This is a genomic window from Microbacterium sp. NPDC077644 (genome assembly GCF_040702785.1).
GTDB lineage: Bacteria > Actinomycetota > Actinomycetes > Actinomycetales > Microbacteriaceae > Microbacterium.
Map to the genome: position 1 here is coordinate 1,024,517 of NZ_JBFBME010000001.1, position 19,045 is coordinate 1,043,561.

Consider the following 19,045-nt stretch of genomic DNA (forward strand, 5'->3'; position numbering starts at 1 on the left):
GTTCGATCCAACCGATTCCTGCCGCCCCGCACCGGCTCCTAGGCTGAGATCAATCCCAACCCTTGGAGGCAGAGTGGCCGAGATCTCGGACGTCTACTTCGTCGATGGAATGCGTACGCCTTTCGGCCGCGCCGGCGAAAAAGGCATGTACTGGAACACCCGCGCGGACGACCTCGCCGTGAAGGCGACGATCGGCCTGATGGAGCGGAACACCGCGGTCCCCGCCGACCGCATCGATGATGTCGCGATCGCCGCGACCTCGCAGACCGGCGACCAGGGCCTCACGCTCGGACGCTCCGTCGCGATCCTCGCCGGGCTCCCGAACACCGTGCCCGGCCTCGCCGTCGAGCGCATGTGCGCCGGAGCGATGACGAGCGTGACGACCATGGCCGCGTCCATCGGCATCGGCATGTACGACTTCGCCCTCGCCGGCGGCGTCGAGCACATGGGCCACCACCCGATCGGCGTCAACGCGGATCCGAACCCCCGCTTCGTCGCGGAGAAGATGGTCGACCCCGGAGCGCTCAACATGGGCGTCACCGCCGAGCGCATCTTCGACCGCTTCCCGCACTTGACCAAGGAGCGCTCGGACCGCTTCGGCATGCTCAGCCAGCACAAGGTGCAGGCCGCGTACGACGCCGGCAAGATCCAGCCCGATCTCGTCCCGGTCGCAGTGAAGGATGCCGCGGGCTCGTGGGGTCTCGCCACCGAGGATGAGGGCCGCCGCCCGCAGACCACGATGGAGGACCTCGCGGCTCTCAAGACGCCGTTCCGTCCGCACGGGCGCGTCACGGCCGGAACCTCCTCGCCGCTCACCGACGGCGCGACCATGTCGCTGCTCGCCGGCGGAGGCGCCGTGAAGGAGTTCGGCCTGCAGCCGAAGATGAAGCTCGTCTCGTTCGCCTTCGCGGGCGTGCAGCCGGAGATCATGGGCATCGGTCCGATCCCGTCGACGGAGAAGGCCCTGAAGAAGGCCGGCCTCACGATCGACGACATCGGACTGTTCGAGCTCAACGAGGCATTCGCCATCCAGGTGATCTCGCTGCTCGACCACTTCGGCATCGCCGACGACGACCCTCGGGTCAACCAGTGGGGCGGTGCGATCGCGCTGGGCCACCCGCTCGCGGCATCCGGCGTCCGCCTGATGATCCAGCTGGCGGCTCAGTTCGCCGAGCGCCCGGACGTCCGCTACGGCCTGACCGCGATGTGCGTCGGTCTCGGGCAGGGCGGTTCGGTCATCTGGGAGAACCCGTTCTACGACGGCAAGAAGCGCAAGTGAGGGATGCAGGAATGACCGACTACGACAAGATCGACTTCTCGTCCATCGTCGACCCGGCCGAGGGCGTCGAGGTCGTCACGCACTCCACCGTGCGCGACGTCCGCCTGCCCTCGGGCAAGGTCCTCGCTCTGATCACGCTCGACAACGGGCGCGACCACACCCGGCCGAACACCCTGGGTCCCGCGACGCTCACCGAACTCGGCAAGACGCTCGAATCCGTGAAGGCCAGGGTCGCCGCAGGCGAGATCCAGGCGGTCGGCATCACCGGCAAGCAGTACATCCTCGCCGCCGGTGCCGACCTGTCCGACATCTCTATGCTCAAGTCCAAGGAGCAGGCGCTGCTCATCGCGCAGCTGGGCCACAAGGTCATCGGGTCGCTGAGCGACCTCGGCGTGCCCTCTTTCGCGTTCGTGAACGGGCTGGCGCTCGGCGGCGGTCTCGAGATCGCCTTGAACTCGACTTACCGCACGGTGGATGCCTCGGCCGCGGCCATCGCTCTCCCCGAGGTGTTCCTCGGCATCATCCCGGGCTGGGGCGGTGCCTACCTGCTGCCGAACCTCATCGGCATCGAGAACGCCCTCGAGGTCGTGATCTCCAACCCGCTCAAGCAGAACCGCATGCTGAAGCCTCAGCAGGCGTTCGACCTGGGCATCATGGACGCGATCTTCCCTGCCGCGAACTACCTCGAGAACTCGCTCGCATGGGCCGACAGCGTGCTCAGCGGCAAGACCAAGGTCGAGCGCAAGAATGAACCGGGCAAGATCGAGCGGCTGACCAAGTGGCCGATCGCGATCAAGGTCGCGCGAGGCATGCTCGAGTCGAAGATCGGCACCATGCCCAAGTCTCCGTACGCGGCTCTGGACCTGCTCGACAAGGCCAAGAGCGGCACGAAGGCCGAGGGCTTCGCCCGCGAGGACCAGGCGCTCGCCGAACTCGTCACGGGCGATCAGTTCGCGGCATCCATGTACGCGTTCGATCTCGTGCAGAAGCGGGCGAAGCGTCCGGTCGGGGCCCCGGACAAGGCGCTGGCGAAGAAGGTCACCAAGGTCGGCATCATCGGTGCGGGTCTCATGGCCAGCCAGTTCGCGCTGCTGTTCGTGCGCAAGCTGCAGGTTCCGGTACTCATCACCGATCTCGATCAGGCGCGCGTCGACAAGGGCGTCGCCTACATCCACGACGAGATCGGCAAGCTCGAGCAGAAGGGCCGTCTCGACTCCGATTCGGCCAACAAGCTGCGAGCTCTCGTGACCGGCACGACGGACAAGACCCAGTACGCGGACTGCGACTTCGTGATCGAGGCCGTGTTCGAGGAGGTCGGCGTCAAGCAGCAGGTGTTCGGCGAGATCGAGAAGATCGTCGCCGAGGACGCGATCCTCGCCACGAACACGTCCTCGCTGTCGGTCGAGGAGATCGGCGCGAAGCTCGCTCACCCCGAGCGCCTCGTCGGCTTCCACTTCTTCAACCCGGTCGCAGTCATGCCGCTGATCGAGATCGTGAAGACGCCGACCACCGATGAGCAGACCCTGTCGACCGCGTTCGTCGTGGCGAAGGGGCTCGGCAAGAACGCCGTCCTCACCGCCGACGCCCCCGGGTTCGTCGTGAACCGCCTGCTCGCGAAGGTCATGGGCGAGGCCGCACGCGCCGTCTACGAAGGAACGCCGGTCGCCGACGTCGAGAAGGCGTTCGCGCCGCTCGGCCTGCCGATGGGGCCGTTCCAGCTCATCGATCTCGTCGGCTGGAAGGTCGCGGCCCACGTGCAGGACACCATGGTCCGCCACTTCCCCGACCGGTTCTACGCGAACGAGAACTTCCACTCCCTCGCCGAGCTCGACCAGGTCGTCGAGAAGGATAAGGGCGGTCGTGTGACCGGCTGGACGAAGACCGCGGAGAAGACGATCAAGGGCGCGGTGGGATCGTCCCCCGCATCGGCCGAGACGATCCTCACCCGTGTCCAGGACGGTCTCGCTCAGGAGATCAAGCTCATGCTGGACGAGAAGGTCGTGCCCGAGGTCGAGGACATCGACCTGTGCCTGATCCTCGGCGCCGGCTGGCCGTTCATCGACGGCGGGGCCTCGCCGTACCTCGATCGTGAAGGAGCATCCGAGCGCGTGTTCGGGGCGAGCTTCCACACCCCGCAGATCCGCGGCATCGGGGACTGACGCTCACACGGACGGGGCGGGGTCGGGCGTTTCGCCCGGCCCCGCCCTTCTTGCGTAACACCGGGGAAAATCATGGTGAACACCTCGTCGTGAAGGCGCCGGGCGGCATCAGCGCACCGCGGAATGGGCGAAGGTGGAGCCATGGACGCGTTCTTCTCGATCTTCAGCAACGCCGGGATGTCCACGCTCGTGAAGAGCGGAACCGCGGTTCTCACCACGCTGCTGGTCGTCCCGATGCTCCTGAAGCTCTTCCTCGTCACGGTGGACGAGGGGTGGGCGGCGATCCGGACGCGCAACGGCAAGCCGATCATCCGGCGGGCGAGCTCCCGGGCGGTGCGCACCGGACGCGGGACGGCCGGTGAGGTCGTGGTCCTGCAGCCGGGCACGCACGGCGCGTTCCCGATGTTCTACTGGTACAAGCTCATCGACGTGCGGGTGCGATCGACCGATCTGCCGGCCAGACAGCTCACCGGGGCGACGGGCCACCAGCACCTCGTGCACGCCTCCTTCGAGTGGCGTCCGATCGCCACGGGGCGCGACCTGCGCGTGTTCGAGCTCGACGTCGTCAACGTCAAGGAGCGCGCAGCGAACATCGTCAGTGCCGCGCTGCGCGACGTCATCCGCACGCTCGAGGGCGACGAGCTGCCGCACAACTCCGAGCTCGGCATCCGCGTGCTCCAGGAGTGCGCCGAGAAGACCCTGCACGCGTGCGGCGTCGAGGTGCTCTCCGTCATGATCACCGGCGACGCGCTGACCGACGGGCATCTGCTGTCGCAGGCGATGCGCGCCGGCGACCGCCACCACGAGGCCGTGGCCGCCCTGCACGCCCTGAACTGAGCGGCGCCGTCCAGCCTCAGTGGCGCTCGTGAAGCGGCAGGTCGATCGCGCCGGTCTCCCCCGCGTTGCGAGCGACCGGGATGCGGGTGCCGAGCACCTGTGCGACGACGTCCTGCGCGATCTTGGGGGCCGTGAGCCCGGCATCCGCAAGGATCTGATCGCGCGAGGCGTGATCGATGAATTCGTCGGGAAGGCCCAGCTCGTCGACGGCGGTGTCGATGCCCGCCTCGCGCAGTACCTGGCGCACGCGGGTGCCGATGCCTCCGACGCGGATGCCGTCCTCGAGGGTGATCACGAGGCGGTGCCGCGCTGCGAGCTCGACGATCGAGGGCTGCACGGGGATCGCCCAGCGCGGGTCCACCACGGTCGCGCCGATGCCCTGCGCACGCAGCCGCGCCGCGACGTCCATCGCGAGGGCCGCGAACGGACCGATGCCCACGATGAGGACGTCCTCGCTCTCACCGCGCGAGAGCACGTCCACGCCGTCGTCCAGCCGCTCGATCGCGTCGATGTCGTCGGCGACCGCGCCCTTGGGGAATCGGATCACGGTGGGTGCGTCATCCACGGCGACGGCTTCGTCCAGGGCCTCGGCGAGACGCACCCCGTCCCGCGGCGCGGCGATCCGGATGCTCGGAACGATCTGCAGCATCGCGAGGTCCCACATGCCGTGATGGCTCGGACCGTCCGGCCCGGTGACTCCGGCGCGGTCGAGGACGAACGTCACCCCTGCCTTGTGCAGGGCGACGTCCATGAGCACCTGGTCGAACGCGCGCCCCATGAAGGTCGCGTACAGCGCGACGACGGGATGCAGACCGCCGAACGCGAGGCCGGCGGCCGAGGCGACCGCGTGCTGCTCGGCGATGCCGACGTCGTACACGCGATCGGGGAGCCGCTCGGCGAACGGCGCGAGACCTGTCGGACGCAGCATCGCGGCCGTCATGGCGATCACGCGAGGGTCCCGTTCTCCGACGCGGACGAGCGCGTCGGAGAACACGTCGGTCCATCCCGTGCTGCTCGAGCCCAGAGGCTCGCCCGTGGCCGGATCGATCCGGTTGACGGCGTGGAACTGATCCGCCTCATCGTCGAGGGCCGGCTGGTAACCGCGGCCCTTCTCGGTGATGGCGTGAACGATCACGGGCGCACCGTAGGACTTCGCCAGTTCGAGCGTCTCGATGAGCGCCCGGATGTCGTGCCCGTCGACCGGGCCGAGGTACTTGATGTCGAGGTTGGAGTACAGCGCCTCGTTGTTCGTGAAGCGCGAGAGGAACCCGTGCGTACCGCCGCGGACGCCGCGGAAGAGGGCACGGCCCACCGGTCCGAAGGCGCGGAACAGCCGATCCGAGCGGTGGTGCAGGTCCTTGTAGGCCGCAGCCGTGCGCACACGGTTCAGGTACCGGGACATGCCGCCGATCGTCGGCGCGTAGGAGCGGCCGTTGTCGTTGACGACGATGACCAGGTTGCGGTCGTTGTCGTCCGTGATGTTGTTGAGCGCCTCCCACGTCATGCCGCCCGTCAGCGCGCCGTCGCCGACGACGGCGACGACGTGGCGGTCGTCGCGGCCGGTGGCCGAGAGCGCACGGGAGACGCCATCGGCCCAGCTGAGCGAACTGGACGCGTGCGAGGACTCGACGACGTCGTGCGGGCTCTCGCTGCGCTGGGGGTAGCCGGCGAGGCCACCGCGCACGCGCAGGGCGGAGAAGTCCTGGCGGCCGGTCAGGAGCTTGTGGACGTAAGACTGATGCCCGGTGTCGAAGATGATCGGATCGTCGGGCGACTCGAAGACCCGATGCAGCGCGATCGTCAATTCGACGACCCCGAGGTTGGGGCCCAGATGCCCACCCGTGCGCGAGACGTTCTCGACGAGGAACGTCCGTATCTCACCGGCGAGCGTCGTGAGCTGAGACGTGCTCAGCCGGTCGAGATCGCGCGGTCCGGTGATGCCGGGAAGAATGGGCATCAGCACCTCCTGAACGTCTTCACCGGTCGTCTTCTCGGGATGGAGGACGACCTCTCGATGCTACCGCCGGCACCCGGGAATACCCCGAGCGGGAAACGCGGAAGGGGTTCGGATGCCGGAGCATCCGAACCCCTCCTGCGGTGTCAGACCAGCGAACGCAGCACGTACTGCAGGATGCCGCCGTTGCGGTAGTAGTCGGCCTCACCGGGTGTGTCGATGCGGACGACCGCGTCGAACTCGACCGTCTGCTTGCCCTCGGGCGAGTGCTCGCTCGGCTCCGCCGTCACGCGGACGGTCTTGGGCGTGGTGCCGTTGTTGAGCTCCTCGAGACCCGTGATCGAGACGATCTCGGTGCCGTCGAGTCCCAGCGACTCCCAGCTCTCGCCGGCGGGGAACTGGAGCGGGACGACGCCCATGCCGATCAGGTTCGAGCGGTGGATGCGCTCGAAGCTCTCGGTGATGACGGCCTTGACGCCCAGCAGGCTCGTGCCCTTGGCTGCCCAGTCGCGCGACGAGCCGGAGCCGTACTCCTTGCCGCCGAACACGACCAGCGGGGTGCCCTCCGCCTGGTAGTTCTGGCAGGCGTCGAAGATGTACGACTGCGGAGCATCCGGCTTCGTGAAGTCGCGGGTGAAGCCGCCCTCGACCTCGACGCCGTCGTTGACGGCACGGACGAGCTGGTTCTTCAGACGGATGTTCGCGAACGTGCCGCGGATCATCACCTCGTGGTTGCCTCGGCGCGAGCCGAACGAGTTGAAGTCCTTCTGGCGCACGCCGTGCTCCTCGAGGTACTTCGCCGCGGGCGTTCCGATCTTGATGTTTCCGGCCGGGCTGATGTGGTCGGTCGTGACCGAGTCGCCGAGCGTCGCCATGACGCGCGCGCCGGTGATGTCGGTGACCGGGGTGAGGTCCATCGACATGCCGTCGAAGTACGGCGCCTTGCGGACGTACGTCGAGTCCTGGTCCCACTCGAAGACCGGGCCGGTCGGCGTGGGCAGGTTCTTCCAGCGCTCGTCGCCGTCGAACACGGTGGCGTACTGGTTGATGAACTGCTCGCGCGAGATCGACGAGTCGATGATGTCCTGGATCTCGGCCGGGGCGGGCCAGATGTCCTTGAGGAACACCTCGTTGCCATCGGCGTCGGTGCCCAGGGCATCCGCCTCGAAGTCGAAGTGCATGGAACCGGCCAGCGCGTACGCGACCACGAGCGGCGGCGAGGCGAGGTAGTTCATCTTCACGTCGGGGCTGATGCGTCCCTCGAAGTTGCGGTTTCCGGAGAGGACGGCCGTGACCGCGAGGTCGTGCTCGTTGACCGCGGTGGAGACCTCTTCGATCAGCGGACCGGAGTTGCCGATGCAGATCGTGCAGCCGTAGCCGACCGTGTAGAAGCCGAGGCCCTCGAGGTCCTTGTCGAGGCCGGACTTCTCGTAGTAGTCCGTGACGACCTTCGAACCGGGGCCGAGCGTCGTCTTGACCCAGGGCTTCTGCTTCAGGCCCTTCTCGCGCGCCTTGCGTGCCAGGAGGCCGGCGGCGATCATGACCGACGGGTTGGACGTGTTCGTGCACGAGGTGATGGCCGCGAGGGTCACCGCACCGTGGTCGAGGATGTAGCTCTCGCCGTCGGGCGTGGTGACCGGCACGGGCTTGGAGGTGCCGTTGACGCCGCTGGAGATGTGCACGGGACGGGTGTCGTGGTCCTCATCGCCGGGACCGGCGCCCGGGTCGGATGCCGGGAAGGAGTGCTTCGACTCGAGGTCGACGAGCGAGTCCGAGGTGGACGGCTCGGCGTAGTTGACGATGTCCTGCTCGAACTGGCTCTTCGCCTCGGAGAGGAGGATGCGGTCCTGCGGACGCTTGGGGCCGGCGATAGACGGCACCACGGTGCCGAGGTCGAGCTCCATGTACTCGCTGAAGACCGGCTCGTTGTCGGCGTCGTGCCACAGACCCTGCAGCTTCGCGTACTCCTCGACGAGGGCGACGGCCTGCTCGTCGCGGCCGGTCAGGCGCAGGTAGTCCGTGGTGACGTCGTCGATCGGGAAGATCGCGGCGGTCGAGCCGAACTCCGGCGACATGTTGCCGATCGTGGCGCGGTTGGCCAGCGGCACGGATGCCACGCCTGCTCCGTAGAACTCGACGAACTTGCCGACGACGCCGTGCTTGCGCAGCATGTCGGTGATCGTGAGGACCACGTCGGTGGCGGTGACGCCGGCGGGGATCTCGCCGGTGAGCTTGAAGCCGACCACGCGCGGGATGAGCATGGAGACGGGCTGGCCGAGCATCGCGGCCTCGGCCTCGATGCCGCCGACGCCCCAGCCGAGCACACCGAGGCCGTTGACCATGGTCGTGTGCGAGTCGGTGCCGACGCAGGTGTCGGGGTAGGCCTGCAGGACGCCGCCGTTGGTGCGGTCGTAGATGACCTTCGCCAGGTGCTCGATGTTGACCTGGTGGACGATGCCGGTTCCCGGGGGGACGACCTTGAAGTCGTTGAACGCGGTCTGGCCCCAGCGCAGGAACTGATAGCGCTCGCCGTTGCGCTCGTACTCGATCTCGACGTTGCGCTCGAGGGCGTTCTCGGTGCCGAACAGGTCGGCGATCACGGAGTGGTCGATGACCATCTCGGCGGGCGAGAGCGGGTTGATCTTGTTCGGGTCGCCGCCGAGGGCGGTGACTGCCTCGCGCATGGTGGCGAGGTCGACGATGCAGGGCACACCGGTGAAGTCCTGCATGACCACGCGGGCCGGCGAGAACTGGATCTCGGTGTTGGGCTCGGCGGCGGCATCCCAGGATCCCAGCGCCTCGATCTGCTCCTTGGTGACGTTCGCACCGTCCTCGGTGCGGAGCAGGTTCTCCAGTAGCACCTTCAGGCTGAACGGCAGCTTGTCGAAGCCGGGAACCGTGTCGATCCTGAAGATCTCGTAGTCGGTGCTGCCGACCGTCAGGGTGCTCTTGGCACCGAAGCTGTTCACCGTGGACACGAATCCGTCTCCTTCTCATCTGTGGGAGCGACAGGCGCTTCCATCTTGCTCGCCCGGGCCGCCCGCGGCTAGCAAGGGGCACCTAACAGTGTGCGCCTGAGCTGACCGCGGCGGAAGACCGTAATTTATCTTGATGTCAAGATAAATCTATCACGGCTGCGATGCCGGTTCCTCCGTCGACGCGCGGGGGTAGAGCGCGCGGACCACGAGCCAGGTCACGGCGATGAGAGGTGCGAACAGCGGAAGACCCATCACGAGTTTGAGTGTGCCGAGCGCCGTGACCTGATCGGTCAGGTACAGCGGGAGCTGCACGGCGAGGCGGGCGAAGAACAGCGCCGCCCAGGCGATCGCGAGCCAGCGGAACGCGCGGCGCTTGCGGCGGTCGGAGCGCCAGCCCGTGGCATCCCCCATGAGGAACCCGGCGGCGATCCCGATCAGCGACCAGCCGATCAGCGCGGAGACGAGGAACGCCGTGCCGTACACGGCGTTGGTGATGAGGCCGGGGACGAAGTTGTCCGCTCCGCGGCCGGTGAACAGCGCGAGCGCGGCCGCCGCGGCAGCGGCGATGAGCCCGCCCAGCGCCGCGGACGGCGGAGACTTCTGGATCAGACGCACGATCGTGAACACCGCGGCGAGTCCGACCGAGACGCCGAGGGAGAGGATGAGCGGTTCGGGGCTGATCGTGAAGAGCGTGACGAAGGCGAGGCTCGGGAGCACCGACTCCAGGATGCCGCGCCACCCGCCCATGGCGGACCAGACGACCTTCTGGGTGCTGGCATCCTCGGCAGGATCGAGCCCCGCCTTGCGCGCCGCACCGCCCAGGGCCGCCCCGATGATGTCGGACGCGGATGCCGGCGGGGGTGTCTGGTCGTCCGAGGTCACGCCGAGCCCGGAGTCGCCGGCATCTTCAGCGGGATCAGATCACGCGGCGGCATCGGAGAGCCGCCGCGGACGACGACGATCGAGCGGAACAGGTCCTCGACCTTGGCCGCTGCTTCGGGGTCCGACGCGGCAGCGCCGCCGATGACGCCGCGCAGGAACCAGCGGGGGCCGTCCACGCCGACGAACCGGGCCAGGTGCAGGTTCGATCCCTCGGAGGCGGGGCCGGGGACCTCGGCGAGGAGCTCCTTGCCGAGCGGACCCTCGCGCTCCTCGACGCGCCCGCCCTGCTGACGGACCTGGTCGACGAGCTGCATCCGGGTCTCGTGCCACAGGCCGAGCGAGCGGGGTGCCGCGAACGGCTGCACCTGCAGCGAGGAATCGGCGTAGTCGAGACCGACCGCGACGATGCGCTTGGACTGCTCCTCGACCTCGAGGCGCAGGTTCAGCCCCTCCCGGGGCAGGATCTTGATGCCGCCGAGGTCGATGTACGGCCGGACCGGGTTGGCCTCGGACTCGTCGAACGGGCCTTCGCTCGCGCGGTTCGCCGGAGCGGACTTGGAGGTCGGCTGGGTGGTCTCTTCTTCAGTCATCTCGTGGTTCCTGCCTGGTCGGCGCTCTGCGCCTGGTACCCCGTCGAGCCGAAGCCCGAAGCGCCGCGCGCGCTGTCGTCGAGTTCGTCGACCGGGATGAATCTCGCTCGGGTGACCGGCATGATGATCAGCTGCGCGATCCGGTCCCCGACCGCCACATCGTACGCGCTCGAGCTGTCGGTGTTGAGCAGACTCACCTTGATCTCGCCGCGGTAGCCGGCATCCACCGTGCCGGGAGAGTTCACGATCGTGATGCCGTGCTTGGCCGCGAGGCCGCTGCGCGGGACGACGAACGCGGCGTAGCCGTCCGGGAGCGCGATCCGCACGCCGGTGGGCACGAGCGCCCGCTCCCCCGGCTCGAGGCGCACGGCCTCGGCCGCGACCAGATCCGCACCGGCGTCGCCGGGGTGCGCGTATGCGGGCGGGACAGACGCGATAATGGGGAGATCAATGGAATCGCTCACCCCACGAGGCTAATGCAGAACCCCACCGCCGAAACCCGCATCCGCTATCGAGAGCGGCTGTCGCCGAGCCTGTGGATGCTCGTCACGGCCGCCGTCGCAGCGCCCATGGTGATGCTGACGTTCACGCCGCTCGGCTCTCTGCCGGCGCTGCTCATCGGCATCGCTGCGGCGCTCGCGCTGATCGTGGCGCTCATCGCGGGCTCTCCGGCCATACGCATCGAGGGGACCACCCTGCACGCGGGCCGCGCGAAGATCGATGCGCGCTGGCTCGGCGATGTGACGGAGCATACCGGTGAGGAAGCACGCACTGCCCGCGGCATCGGCCTTCCGGCCCGCGGCTGGCACCTGCTCCGCGGTGGCATAGACGGCGTCGTGGTCGTCGAGAACACGGACCCTGACGATCCTGTGCCCAGCTGGACGATCTCCACACGGACGCCCGACCGGCTGGCCGCGGCGATCCGCGAGGCCGAGGCCGACGCCCGCTGAGACGACGATGCGCCCTGGCCCGAGGGGCCGGGGCGCATGAACGTCAGCGCGTCTGCGGTCAGGCAGCGCACTCCTTGCAGATGGGACCGTCTGCACCTTCGTGGTCCAGCTGCGAGCGGTGCTTCACGAGGAAGCAGCTCATGCAGGTGAACTCGTCCTGCTGTGCGGGCAGCACGACGACGTCGAGCTCGAGGTCCGAGAGGTCCGCTCCCGGGAGGTCGAAGCTGGACGGGTTGTCCGAGTCCTCATCCCCGGTCGCGCCGGACAGCTTGTCCGGCACACGCTCCTTCAGGGCTTCGATCGACTCGGAGTCGTCTTCGCTCTTTCGGGGGGCGTCGTAATCGGTTGCCATGCGGTAGATCTCCACTTTCATGGTGCTAGTGGGCGGTGCGCCGTCGGGTAAGCGGCGGCCATAGTTTGCACGATGACGGCACGTTTGGCAAATGCCGCTTCGCGTCACTGATCAAACTGACGGCGCGCCCGGTGTATTCCCGTTCCCATCCGACCTTGCGTGGCACCATGAACGGACAGCCATCAGAGGGGCATTCGCATGGAAAACGTCACGATCGTCGGCACGGAAGACGACCTGCTGATCCTCGCCACCGGTTCCGGCGAGCGGTTCGCGCTCGCCATCGACGATGTGCTGCACCGCGAGATCCGCCGGGCCCGCCGCCGCGACGACGATGAGAAGCCGCGCGTCACCGTCAGCCCGCGCGAGATCCAGGCGCACATCCGCTCCGGACTCTCGGCCGCCGAAACCGCCGAGCTGCTGGGAGTCGGCGTCGAACTGGTCGAGCGCTTCGAGGGCCCCGTGCTCGCCGAGCGCGAGCACGTCGTCGGTCAGGCGCTCGCCGTTCCGGTCCTCATCGGCAGCGAGGTCGAGCCCGATGCGCAGCCGACGTTCGGCGCCGCGATCCGGGCCAAGCTCTCGGATGTCTCGGCCGAGGCCGAACGCTGGGCGAGCTGGAAGGAGGAGTCCGGCTGGATCATCAAGCTGGAGTTCACCGCGAACGAGGTCGCCCACGACGCCCGCTGGAGCTTCGATCCACGACGCAGCGTGCTCTCGCCGCTGAACGCCGATGCGACGCAGCTCTCCCGTCAGGGATCGCTCCCCGACGGGCTCATCCCGCGGCTGCGCGCGGTGGATCCGGCGAAGACGGAATCCCCGTACAAGGACGACAGCAGGTTCGACTCCGGCGCCTTCGGGCCTCGGCTGCTGCCTGCACCCGAGGCCGAGGTCGAGGAGCCGTCGCTTCCCGAGCGCTCGGACCCTGCCGCCCAGGCCGCCGCGATCAACCGGGCGCCCGATCAGACCACCACGAGCGCCGAGACTGCCGACCTGCTCGAGGCCCTGCGGCGTCGCCGCGGGCAGCGCGAGAGCGCGCCGATCGTCGACGAGTTCGACGAGGATGCCGCGCCCGCGCGCACGTCCAGCCCGATCGCGCTGTTCGACGCTCTCGACGAACCCGACGACGAGCCTGAGGTCCCCGAGGAGCGCCCGGCGGCGAATGAGTCCGCACAGGACTCCGGCGGTCGCCGCCGGCGCCGCAACGCCATGCCGTCCTGGGACGAGATCGTCTTCGGCGCGCGGACCGACGACTGACCCGCTGCCGGCGAGGAGAAACCCGCCGTTCAGGTTGCGAACGCACCCCTGCGGATGAACGGAACCTGTCGCTCCTCCGGCGTGACCGATCCGTGCTGACCGATCATGCCGCGTGAGCGCTGGTCCTGCGCTGTTCCGTCGTAGAAGGCCTTGTTGCCGCGTGCGGCGACGAGCAGGTCTCCGATCCGCTCCTGCGCGGCATCCGTCACCTCGGTGCCGAAGAGTCCGGCCGCGATCGCTTCTGAGCGGGAGACGACGTCCGCGTCGCCCTCGCTGAGGGCGCGCCAGCGCTCCAGTGCTGCGATTGGATCGGCGTCGGGCTTGAGATAGACATGGAGCATCCGGGGCTCTCCGCCGATGTGGCGGATGCCGTCCAGGCGGACGTCGCCCTCGTCGAGCACCACCTGGCGGTGCGCGGGCACGTCGACCATGCCGTGATCGGCGGTGATGAGCACGCCGACGCCCGCAGGAGGATGCGGCGCCAGCGCCTGGTCGACATCCTCGAGCGCCGCGATCCATTCCGGCGAGTCGACGCCGTACCGGTGCCCCGCCTTGTCGATCTCCGGCACGTAGCAGTAGATGAGCGATCCCGGAACGTCCGCCGCCAACTGGTAGGCGACGCTCAGGCGCTCGGCGGCGGTGGTGACCCCGACGAACTCGGCGCCGCGGAGGGTCGCCTGGGAGAATCCGCTGCGAGCGTAGGCGGCCAGTCCGATCGCGTACGCGGGGTTCCCGCCTGCCGAAGCCGTCTCGAAGATCGTGGGGCGGGGCTGCCAGGCGAGCGGGTCGATGTGATCGCTCTCCCATCCGGAGAGCAGGTTCACCAGGCGGTCGCGGGTTCGGTCGAGCACGCGGTAGCCGACGAGACCATGGCTGCCGGGGTCGGCACCCGTCAGCAGCGATGTCAGGGCCGAGGCCGTCGTGCTCGGGAAGACGGAGTGCGCGACGTCCTTCCTGCCCACCCCCGCCGTGAGCCGACGGGCATGCCCTGCATGCGCGCGCAGCTGGATGGCACCCAGCCCGTCCACGACGACGATCACGACAGAACGCGCCGGTGCGAGGGATCCCGTCCCGCCGCGCAGAGCACCGAGGAGGTCGGCCGCCACCCCGCTGATATGCCGGGCCGTGGCTGAGGTGATCGGTAGAATCGAAGACACCCGAGTCAGTCTTTCACAGGCTCCGCGACGTTCCAGGAAGTCCATGCCCCGCACCGAATCAGCCGAGCCCGTCGAGGAGCGCATCCAGGACATCGACCTGGAAGGCGAGATGCAGGGCTCGTTCCTCGAGTACGCCTACTCGGTGATCTACTCCCGAGCGCTCCCCGATGCACGCGACGGCCTCAAGCCCGTGCAGCGCCGCATCCTGTACCAGATGGCCGAGATGGGGCTGCGCCCCGACCGGGGGCACGTCAAGAGCGCCCGCGTCGTCGGCGAAGTGATGGGAAAGCTGCACCCGCACGGCGACTCGGCGATCTACGACGCGCTCGTGCGCCTGTCTCAGGACTTCGCCCTGCGCGTCCCGCTCGTCGACGGTCATGGCAACTTCGGCTCGCTGGATGACGGGCCGGCGGCGTCCCGCTACACCGAAGCGCGTCTCGCGGCCCCGGCGCTCTCCCTCACCGAGAGCCTCGATGAGGATGTCGTCGATTTCGTGCCGAACTACGACGGCCAGTTCCAGCAGCCGTCCGTGCTTCCGGCCGCCTTCCCGAACCTGCTCGTCAACGGCGCGAGCGGCATCGCGGTCGGCATGGCCACGAACATGGCCCCGCACAACCTCATCGAGGTCGTGGCCGCAGCCATCCACCTGCTCGAGAACCCGGATGCCACGACCGAAGAGCTCATGGAATACGTGCCGGGCCCGGACTTCCCGTCCGGCGGCATCCTCATGGGCCTCGACGGGGTCAAGGACGCCTACGCGAACGGCCGAGGCGCTCTGCGCGTGCGCGGAAAGGTTGCCGTCGAGCAGATCGGTCCGCGGCGCACCGGCATCATCGTGACCGAACTGCCCTACATGGTCGGACCGGAGCGGCTGATCGAGAAGATCCGGGATGCCGTCCAGGCGAAGAAGCTGCAGGGCATCAGCGACGTCAACGATCTGACCGACCGGCAGCATGGTCTGCGCGTGCAGATCGGCATCAAGACCGGGTTCGATCCGAACGCCGTCCTCGAGCAGCTGTACCGGCTGACTCCGCTGGAGGACTCCTTCAGCATCAACAACGTCGCCCTCGTCGACGGTCAGCCCCGCACGCTCGGGCTCAAGGAGATGCTGAGCGTGTACGTCGGCCACCGCCTCGAGGTGATCACGCGTCGCAGCCGCTTCCGTCTGGCGCGCCGTGAAGAGCGTCTGCATCTCGTCGAGGGGCTCCTGATCGCGATCCTCGACATCGACGAGGTCATCCAGGTCATCCGTTCCTCCGACGACTCGGATCAGGCGCGCAGTCGGCTGCGCCAGGTGTTCGACCTGTCGGAACTCCAGGCCGAGTACATCCTCGAGCTGCGGCTGCGCCGGCTGACGAAGTTCTCCCGCATCGAGCTGGAGGCCGAGCGCGACAAGCTGCAGGCCGAGATCGCCGAGCTGCGCGAGCTGCTGGCGAGCGAGCAACTGCTGCGCGCCCAGGTCGCCAGAGAGCTCGACGCCGCCGCAGAGGCGCACGGCACGCCCCGGCGCACGCTGCTCCTCAACGCCGCTCCCCCGAAGGCGCGCAGCGCCAAGGGACCGATCGACCTGCAGATCGCCGACAGCCCGACCGTCGTGGTGCTGTCCACCACGGGCAAGGCCGTGCGCGTCGATCTCGCAGACGGGCAGGTGCTCACGCCGGCGGCTCGCCGCAGCAAGCACGACGCCGTCCTGGCATCGATCGCGACGACGACCCGTGGCGAGATCGGCGCGGTCACGAGCGCCGGCCGCGTGCTGCGCTTCTCGCCCGTCGACCTCCCGTCCGTGCCGTCGTCGTCAGTGCACCTGTCGGCCGGCGTCGCCCTGCGCGACTACATCGGCCTGCTCGACAAGAGCGAGCGCGTGATCGGCCTGCTGCGCTTCGACGACGACACGCCGTACGCGATGGGCACACGCACCGGCGTCGTGAAGCGGATCGTGCCGAGCGCCCTTCCTGTGCGCCCGGAGACCGAGGTCATCGGCCTCAAGGCCGGGGACGCCCTCGTCGGCGCGGCATCCGCCCCGGACGCGGCCGAGATCGTCTTCGTCACATCGGATGCCCAGTTGCTGCACTACTCGGCGTCCTCCGTTCGCCCGCAGGGCGGGCCGGCCGGCGGCATGGCCGGCGTCAAGCTGGGCTCGGGTGCGGACGTCATCGCCTTCTCCGTCGTCGCGAGCACCGCGGACGCGATCGTCGTGACGATCTCGGGAGCGGACGGCACGATCGCCGGGACGGATGCCGGACGCGCGAAGGTCTCGGCCTTCGCGGAGTTCCCCGCCAAGGGACGCGCGACCGGCGGCGTCCGTGCGCATGCGTTCCTCAAGGGCGAGGACCGGCTGCGCCTCGCGTGGGCGGGACCCGCCGACGCACTCGCCGTCGGAACGGACGGAGCCGCGCGCACACTTCCGGAGTCCGGTGCGAAACGCGACGGATCCGGTCAGCCGCTGGACGCCGTCATCGGGTCCGTGGGGACGCAGCTCGGCGCCTGAGCGTCACGGCCTGCGCCCGCCGCTCAGGCGTCGATCGACTCGCGCGAGAGCTGGTCGGCCGATTCGATGATGAACTCGCGGCGCGGGGCGACCTCGTTGCCCATCAGCAGCTCGAAGACCCGGCCGGCGGCCTCGGCATCCTCCATCCGCACACGGCGGAGCAGGCGGCCCGACTTGTCCATCGTGGTGTTCGCGAGCTGGTCGGCGTCCATCTCGCCGAGACCCTTGTACCGCTGGATCGGCTCGTGCCAGCGCTTGTTCTGCTTGCGCAGCTTCGCCAGCAGGGCGTGCAGCTCCTGCTCTGTGTACGTGTAGATCGTCTCATTGGGCTTGGAGCCGGGGTTGATCACGATCACCCGGTGCAGCGGGGGCACGGCCGCGAACACGCGGCCCTCCTCGATCAGCGGACGCATGTAGCGGAAGAACAGCGTGAGCAGCAGCGTGCGGATGTGCGCGCCGTCGACGTCGGCGTCGCTCATCAGGATCACCTTGCCGTAGCGGGCCTGCTCGATGTCGAAAGTGCGTCCGGAGCCGGCGCCGATCACCTGGATGATCGCGGCGCACTCCGCGTTGGAGAGCATGTCCCCGATCGACGCCCGCTGCACGTTGAGGATCTTGCCTCGGATGGGCAGGAGCGCCTGGAACTCGCTGTTGCGGGCGCGACGGGCCGTCCCCAGCGCCGAGTCGCCCTCGACGATGAACAGCTCGCTGCGGGTGACGTCGCTCGAACGGCAGTCGACGAGCTTGGCGGGCAGCGACGAGGACTCCAGCGCGTTCTTGCGCCGCTGGGTCTCCTTGTGAGCCCTGGCGGACACACGCGCCTTCATCTCCGACACGACCTTGTCCAGCAGCTGGCTGGCCTGGTTCTTGTCGTCGCGCTTGGTGGAGCTGAACCGGGCGCCGAGCTCCTTGCGCAGGACCTGAGCGACGATCTGACGGACCGCGGGAGTGCCGAGCACCTCCTTGGTCTGGCCCTCGAACTGCGGCTCGGGAACCTCGACCGTGAGCACCGCGGTCAGCCCCGCGAGCACGTCGTCCTTCTCGAGCTTGTCATTACCGACCTTCAGACGCCGCGCGTTCTGCTCGACCTGGGCGCGCAGCACCTTGAGCAGCTCCTGCTCGAAGCCCTGCTGGTGCGTGCCGCCCTTCGGCGTGGCGATGATGTTCACGAACGACCGGGTCACGGTCTCGTACCCGGTCCCCCAGCGCATCGCGAGGTCCACCCGGCACTCGCGCTCGACCTCGGTGGAGACCATGTGCCCATCCGGCTGCAGGACCGGAACCGTCTCCTTGAAGGTTCCGGAGCCCTGGATGCGCCAGGTGTCGGTGATCGGCGGGTCGATCGCGAGGTAGTCCACGAACTCGGAGATCCCGCCGTCGTAGTGGAACGACGTCTCCTTCGCCTCGCCGCCCTCGGCGGTCTCGCGCTCGTCGCGGATGACGAGCTCGAGGCCCGGGACGAGGAACGCGGTCTGGCGAGCTCGCGTCTCGAGCTCGCCGACCTGGAACGCCGCGTCCTTGGTGAAGATCTGGCGGTCGGCCCAGTACCGCACACGGGTGCCGGTGACTCCGCGGGGCGCCTTGCCGACCACGCGCAGCTCGCTGCTCTTCTCGAAGGGCGTGAAGGGCGCATCCGGACGCTTCTCGCCCGAGTCCTGGAAGAGACCCGGCTCACCGCGGTGGAACGACATCGCGTACGTCTTGCCGCCGCGGTCGACCTCGACGTCGAGTCGCTCGGAGAGCGCATTCACGACCGACGCGCCGACGCCGTGCAGACCGCCGGAGGCGGCGTACGAGCCGCCGCCGAACTTCCCACCGGCGTGCAGCTTGGTGTAGACCACCTCGACGCCGGTCAGACCCGTGCGCGGCTCGATGTCGACGGGGATACCGCGACCGCGGTCGTGCACCTCGACGCTGCCGTCGGGGTGCAGGATCGTGTCGATGCGCGAGCCGTTGCCGGCGACGGCCTCGTCCACGGCGTTGTCGATGATCTCCCACAGGCAGTGCATGAGGCCCGGCGAACCGTTCGACCCGATGTACATGCCTGGGCGCTTGCGGACCGCTTCGAGCCCTTCAAGCACCTGAAGATGGTGGGCGGAATACTCGGCGGTCACAAGGATCGATTCTATTCGCGCATGCACCTGCGCGCCCGCAGACACTCCCCGGTG

At 68.6% G+C, this 19,045-nt stretch carries 14 protein-coding genes; 6 read left to right on the forward strand and 8 right to left on the reverse strand.

All coding sequences use genetic code 11. The features are described from left to right. The first annotated feature begins 73 nt into the window (after positions 1–73). From AB0269_RS04960 to AB0269_RS04970, 3 genes are all read left to right on the forward strand, one after another. Positions 74–1,279: a thiolase family protein gene (locus AB0269_RS04960; RefSeq protein WP_366210140.1), complete on the forward strand. Its 1,206-nt coding sequence runs from the start codon at positions 74–76 to the stop codon at positions 1,277–1,279. A gap of 11 nt (positions 1,280–1,290) precedes the next feature. Further along, on the forward strand, positions 1,291–3,438 hold the full coding sequence (locus AB0269_RS04965) for a 3-hydroxyacyl-CoA dehydrogenase NAD-binding domain-containing protein (protein ID WP_366210141.1): 2,148 nt from the start codon (positions 1,291–1,293) through the stop codon (positions 3,436–3,438). A gap of 141 nt (positions 3,439–3,579) precedes the next feature. Continuing rightward, on the forward strand, positions 3,580–4,275 hold the full coding sequence (locus tag AB0269_RS04970) for an SPFH domain-containing protein (RefSeq protein ID WP_366210142.1): 696 nt from the start codon (positions 3,580–3,582) through the stop codon (positions 4,273–4,275). Between the two features lie 16 nt (positions 4,276–4,291). Here AB0269_RS04970 and dxs read toward each other — a convergent pair whose 3' ends face one another. The 5 genes from dxs to dut all read right to left on the reverse strand — a co-directional run bounded on the left by dxs (position 4,292) and on the right by dut (position 11,143). Further along, a complete protein-coding gene (dxs, locus tag AB0269_RS04975) occupies positions 4,292–6,232 on the reverse strand; it encodes a 1-deoxy-D-xylulose-5-phosphate synthase (RefSeq protein ID WP_366210143.1) in 1,941 nt (646 codons plus the stop codon). A gap of 143 nt (positions 6,233–6,375) precedes the next feature. Beyond that, positions 6,376–9,207 (reverse strand): aconitate hydratase, encoded by a 2,832-nt coding sequence (locus AB0269_RS04980; RefSeq protein ID WP_366210144.1) that lies wholly within the window; start codon positions 9,205–9,207, stop codon positions 6,376–6,378. Positions 9,208–9,357: 150 nt separating this feature from the next. Next, positions 9,358–10,089, reverse strand: coding sequence for a DUF3159 domain-containing protein (locus AB0269_RS04985; RefSeq protein ID WP_366210145.1), 732 nt, complete (start codon positions 10,087–10,089; stop codon positions 9,358–9,360). Continuing rightward, positions 10,086–10,679: a DUF3710 domain-containing protein gene (locus tag AB0269_RS04990; protein ID WP_366210146.1), complete on the reverse strand. Its 594-nt coding sequence runs from the start codon at positions 10,677–10,679 to the stop codon at positions 10,086–10,088. The genes AB0269_RS04985 and AB0269_RS04990 overlap by 4 nt, the downstream gene beginning before the upstream one ends. Further along, positions 10,676–11,143 carry a dUTP diphosphatase gene (dut, locus tag AB0269_RS04995; RefSeq protein WP_366210147.1) on the reverse strand — a complete coding sequence of 156 codons (468 nt, stop codon included), beginning with the start codon at positions 11,141–11,143 and terminating at the stop codon, positions 10,676–10,678. Before dut ends, AB0269_RS04990 begins: the two co-directional genes overlap by 4 nt. A gap of 12 nt (positions 11,144–11,155) precedes the next feature. Here dut and AB0269_RS05000 point away from each other — a divergent pair, with 12 nt between their 5' ends. Further along, on the forward strand, positions 11,156–11,629 hold the full coding sequence (locus AB0269_RS05000; protein WP_366210148.1) for a DUF3093 domain-containing protein: 474 nt from the start codon (positions 11,156–11,158) through the stop codon (positions 11,627–11,629). 58 nt (positions 11,630–11,687) lie between these two features. Here AB0269_RS05000 and AB0269_RS05005 read toward each other — a convergent pair whose 3' ends face one another. After that, positions 11,688–11,981 carry a DUF4193 domain-containing protein gene (locus AB0269_RS05005; protein ID WP_147038819.1) on the reverse strand — a complete coding sequence of 98 codons (294 nt, stop codon included), beginning with the start codon at positions 11,979–11,981 and terminating at the stop codon, positions 11,688–11,690. Between the two features lie 198 nt (positions 11,982–12,179). On the opposite strand from AB0269_RS05005, the gene sepH reads away from it, so the two are divergent. After that, the gene (sepH, locus tag AB0269_RS05010; protein ID WP_366210149.1) at positions 12,180–13,232 is read left to right on the forward strand and encodes a septation protein SepH; all 1,053 of its coding nucleotides are present in this window, start codon (positions 12,180–12,182) and stop codon (positions 13,230–13,232) included. A gap of 29 nt (positions 13,233–13,261) precedes the next feature. On the opposite strand, the gene AB0269_RS05015 is transcribed toward sepH, so the two are convergent. Then, on the reverse strand, positions 13,262–14,389 hold the full coding sequence (locus tag AB0269_RS05015) for a nucleotide pyrophosphatase/phosphodiesterase family protein (protein WP_366210150.1): 1,128 nt from the start codon (positions 14,387–14,389) through the stop codon (positions 13,262–13,264). Positions 14,390–14,432: 43 nt separating this feature from the next. Here AB0269_RS05015 and AB0269_RS05020 point away from each other — a divergent pair, with 43 nt between their 5' ends. After that, the gene (locus tag AB0269_RS05020; protein WP_366210151.1) at positions 14,433–16,877 is read left to right on the forward strand and encodes a DNA topoisomerase (ATP-hydrolyzing); all 2,445 of its coding nucleotides are present in this window, start codon (positions 14,433–14,435) and stop codon (positions 16,875–16,877) included. A gap of 23 nt (positions 16,878–16,900) precedes the next feature. Here AB0269_RS05020 and AB0269_RS05025 read toward each other — a convergent pair whose 3' ends face one another. Continuing rightward, positions 16,901–18,991 carry a DNA topoisomerase IV subunit B gene (locus AB0269_RS05025; protein ID WP_366210152.1) on the reverse strand — a complete coding sequence of 697 codons (2,091 nt, stop codon included), beginning with the start codon at positions 18,989–18,991 and terminating at the stop codon, positions 16,901–16,903. Positions 18,992–19,045: the final 54 nt, after the last annotated feature.